This is a genomic window from bacterium, from assembly GCA_026398675.1.
Lineage (GTDB): Bacteria > RBG-13-66-14 > RBG-13-66-14 > RBG-13-66-14 > RBG-13-66-14 > RBG-13-66-14.
Map to the genome: position 1 here is coordinate 1 of JAPLSK010000271.1, position 3,853 is coordinate 3,853.

2 protein-coding genes are annotated in these 3,853 nt (G+C 62.8%); both read left to right on the plus strand.

Features of this window, described 5'->3' with window-relative positions; genetic code table 11:
* On the plus strand, positions 1-1,611 hold a 1,611-nt coding region (locus NTW26_08370; GenBank protein ID MCX7022265.1), incomplete at its 5' end, for an Ig-like domain-containing protein.
* A gap of 126 nt (positions 1,612-1,737) precedes the next feature.
* The gene (locus NTW26_08375) at positions 1,738-3,834 is read left to right on the plus strand and encodes an FG-GAP-like repeat-containing protein (protein ID MCX7022266.1); all 2,097 of its coding nucleotides are present in this window, start codon (positions 1,738-1,740) and stop codon (positions 3,832-3,834) included.
* Positions 3,835-3,853 lie beyond the last annotated feature (19 nt).

Sequence of the window (3,853 nt, forward strand, 5' to 3'; positions counted from 1 at the left end):
CTGACACTTTCCCATTCGGATTTCGCCTACGGCACCGCGTACACCTTCTACCTCACCTCGGCCCACTCCAGCTCGGGTCGGGCCCTGGACGGCTCGGTGGTGCCCAACCCCTTTGACTTCACCACCGAGTACCAGGCCCCGTACCTCATCGCCACCGATCCCGCCGACGGCGCGCTGATGCAGCCCGTGGACAAGGACATCGTCCTCACCTTCGACATCGCCATGGACACCGACACCTCGCAGCTCACCTTCACCTGTTCCCCCAACCCCGGCGGGTGGACGCGTGCGTGGTCCTCGGGCGACAAGGTGCTGACCCTTTCTCACACCGACTTCGGCTACGAGACCTACTACACCTTCACTCTCACCCAGGCGCATTCGGCCTATGGGGTGCCGCTGGGCGGAGCCTCGGTCCCCAACCCCTTCCACTTCACCACCCAGCCCCAGGCGCCGATTCTGGTGGAGACCGACCCCGAGGACGGCGAGACCAACGTGCCCGTCGAGGCGGACGTCGTGCTGACCTTCGACCGGGCCATGGACACGAACCCCTCGTCGCTCACCTTCGACTGCGGCCCCGATCCGGGGGGTTGGACGCGCGCCTGGTCCTCGGGAGACAAGGTCCTCACCCTCTCCCACTCGAACTTCGCCGAGGACGCCGAGTACACCTTCGAGCTGTTGACGGCCAAATCGGCGGGGGGGCTTGACCTGGCCGGCTCCGCGGTGCCCAACCCCTTCACTTTCCGCACCGAGTCGCCCTGGCCGATTCTCATCGAGACAACGCCCGCCGACGGGGCCGCCGATATCCCCGTCGGGCTGGACGTGATACTGGTCTTCGACCGGCCCATGGACTCCGACACCGAGCTGGTGGACTTCACCTGCACCCCCGATCCGGGCGGGTGGGAGCTAACCTGGACCGACGACACCACCCTGCACCTGGCCCACGAGTTCTTCGCTTACGAGACGACCCACACCTTCGAGCTCCTGGACGCGGTCTCCGAAGACGGCCACCACTTCACCGATTCCATGGTGCCCAACCCCTTCAGCTTCACCACCGAGGAGTACGTGGGGGTGATTCTGGGCGACCTCGGAGCGTCGGCGTCCGACGAGGGCGTCCTCGTCAACTGGCGATTCTCGGGCGAGGAGCCGGTCGGAATCCGGGTTCTGCGCTCGGTGGAGGGTGGGCCGCCCGAACAAATGTTCGCCCAAAGTCTGCCCGGCGGTTCGACGGTTTATCTCGACCGCGAGGTGGCGCCGGGGACGGGCTACAGCTACTGGCTGGAGACCGTGGACGCCCTTGGCGTCGTCGAGCGCTTCGGTCCCACCGATAAGATACAGCTTCAGCCCGGGGCGCTGGCCTTCGGGATGGACAACCCATACCCCCAGCCGGCGGATGGCAGGGTCCACCTGAACTTCACCCTGCCCGCGGACGGCCGGGTGGAGTTGACGATCTACGACCTGGCGGGGCGGCGGGTTGCCACTCTGGTGGATGCCGAGCTGACCGCCGGGCGGCACGATGTTGCCTGGGACTGCGCGTCCGACCCGTCGGGCGTGTACCTCGTCCGCCTGAGCGCGCCTTTGGGCGCCTTGACGAACCGTGTGGTAGTCGCCCGCTAACCCGCTTTAACGCGCTAAAAAGGGGACCGGTCGCCGGTTCCCTTTTTGTTGCAACTTCTTGTGGTCGGCTCTATAATAAATGTGGAAAAATCCCTTTCCTCATTTAATCGTATGACTGGAGGAGCGATGAAAACGGCTCTGGTGTTGCTTTTATCAATCCCGCTGGCCGTGCTGGCCTACGGGACGGCGGAGCAGACCGACTGGTCCGGCGGCGACGGGGTGCCCGGTCCGGTAACCAACTGGGAGGACACCTTCGAGTCGGCGACCGACGTCAACTGGTCGGGCATACCGGGTAGATTCGTCCTGTCCGGTGAGGCGCTGGACACACCTGTTGAGCATCTGGTGGACGATGATATCAATTTTCCAAACTCGGTCTACGCGGCTGATTTGGACGGCGACGGCGATCAGGACGTCCTATGTGCAGCTTACAATGATAATGAAATCGCATGGTGGGAAAACCTAGATGGCTCAGGCATGAACTGGTACTTTCACTTCGTGGCCGTTAATTTTAACGGCGCCCAATCCGTTTACGCCGCAGATATAGACGGTGACGACGACCTTGACATACTGGGCGCCGCCGGTTTGGATGGGGATGTCGTCTGCTGGCTCAATGCCGACGGTGACGGGGGCAGTTGGACAAGAGTTCTAATCGATTACAATTTCCTCGGTGCTATTTCGGTTTACGCCGCGGACGTGGACGGAGACGACGACACCGACGTCATCGGAGCCGCATGGCGCGGGGATGAAATAGCGTGGTGGTCGAATGACGACGGTGCGGGAACTGACTGGACCAAACACACCGTGGAGAGCGACTACGACGGTGCGACGTGCGTTTACGCGGCTGATGTGGACGGAGACGACGATATCGACATCCTAGGCACAAGCTCTAGCTTCAACGAAATAGCTTGGTGGGAAAACACCGACGGATCGGGAACCTCCTGGATCAAACATGTGTTGAGCGGCGGGTTTGGTTCAGCCAACTCGGTTTGTGCGACCGACATGAACGGTGATGGGGACATAGATATCATCGGCTCGGCATACAGTCTAAACAGCATTTTCTGGTGGGAAAACAGAGACGGCTCTGGCTCAAGTTGGACCGACCACATGGTGGATAACAACTTTGAAGGAACCTGCTGGGTCTCCGCCGCCGATGTTGACGGCGATAACGACAAGGACATCCTTGGAGCGGCGTGCGTCGGGGACGACATCACCTGGTGGGAGAACATGGATGGTGAGGGAACCAGTTGGACCGAACACCTGGTCTTCGGCTACTTCGACGGCGCCGTTTCCGTTTATGCGGCCGACCTCGATGGCGATAAAGGCCTAGATGTTCTGGGGGCCTGCGCCTATGCGGATACCATCGCCTGGTGGGAGGTGACGGAGTTTCGGGATTCGGGAGAGCTGGCGAGTTCCATCCTGGACACCGGCGGCGGCGTGGGGTGGGGTGTCGTGGATTGGGTTGACGACGAGCCGGCTGACACCACGCTGACCGTCGAGGCCCGGGCGTCCGACAACGCCGGCGCGATGGGCGACTGGGTGGAAATCGCCGAGGACGACCTGTCCGACTACCTCCCCGACGGCCTGCGCTACCTCCAGTACCGGGTGGGCCTGGAATCCGCGACCGGCGAGGCCACACCGACGTTCAACTGGGTCAGGTTTTCCTGGAGCGATGACCCGGCGGTGGATGATGTGGAGCTGTCCGCCTCGGCCGCCGAGGATGGGATTCTCATCGGCTGGACGATTCGGGGCGATGTCCCCGCCAGGCTGCGGATTCTGCGCGAGGTGAACGGCGGCATATCTCCGCTCCACACCGATGCCCTCCCCGGTTCGGCGAGGCGCTACCTGGACCATGGCGTTGAGCCGGGATTCGAGTACCGCTACTGGCTGGAGGTCGTCGAGGCCGACGGGTCGGTTTCCCGCTTCGGTCCCACCGAGGCAGTGCACATCGAGTCGGAGGGGATAGCCTTGTCTCTGAGCGAGTCCTACCCCTCGCCGGCGTTGGACACGGTGTCCATCGCCCTTAACCTACCTGAGGATGGCCGCGTGGAGCTGACGGTTTACGACCTGGCCGGTAGGCGCATGGCGACGCTCGTTGACTCGGAGTTGACCGCGGGCCGCCACGAGGTTTCCTGGAACTGCGCGGAAATCCCCTCCGGCGTGTACCTCTACCGCCTGGAAACGAGCGCGGGGTCACTGACCAATCGTTTAGTAATCGGCCGCTAGACTCGTTTTGCCCGGAAAA